Origin of the sequence: Bhargavaea massiliensis (genome assembly GCF_018390575.1) — a bacterium.
GTDB lineage: Bacteria > Bacillota > Bacilli > Bacillales_A > Planococcaceae > Bhargavaea > Bhargavaea massiliensis.
Genome location: NZ_JAHBCJ010000031.1, coordinates 1 through 304 on the forward strand (window position 1 = coordinate 1; position 304 = coordinate 304).

The 304-nt window shown below is 54.9% G+C and carries 2 tRNA genes; both read left to right on the forward strand.

The features are described from left to right. Nucleotides 1-61 precede the first annotated feature (61 nt). Nucleotides 62-150 (forward strand) — tRNA-Leu (locus KHA84_RS15255). 16 nt (nt 151-166) lie between these two features. Continuing rightward, nucleotides 167-243: transfer RNA gene (locus KHA84_RS15260), tRNA-Arg, on the forward strand. Nucleotides 244-304 lie beyond the last annotated feature (61 nt).

Sequence of the window (304 nt, forward strand, 5' to 3'; positions counted from 1 at the left end):
TACCACCTTGCCAAGGTGGGGGTCGCGGGTTCGAATCCCGTCTTCCGCTCCATTTATTTCCGCCGGGGTGGCGGAATTGGCAGACGCACAGGACTTAAAATCCTGCGGTAGGTGACTACCGTACCGGTTCGAGACCGGTCCTCGGCACCAATTAAATTTTATAAATGCGCCCGTAGCTCAATTGGATAGAGCGTCTGACTACGGATCAGAAGGTTATGGGTTCGACTCCTGTCGGGCGCGCCATATTACCGGGAAATAGCTCAGCTTGGTAGAGCACTTGGTTTGGGACCAAGGGGTCGCAGGT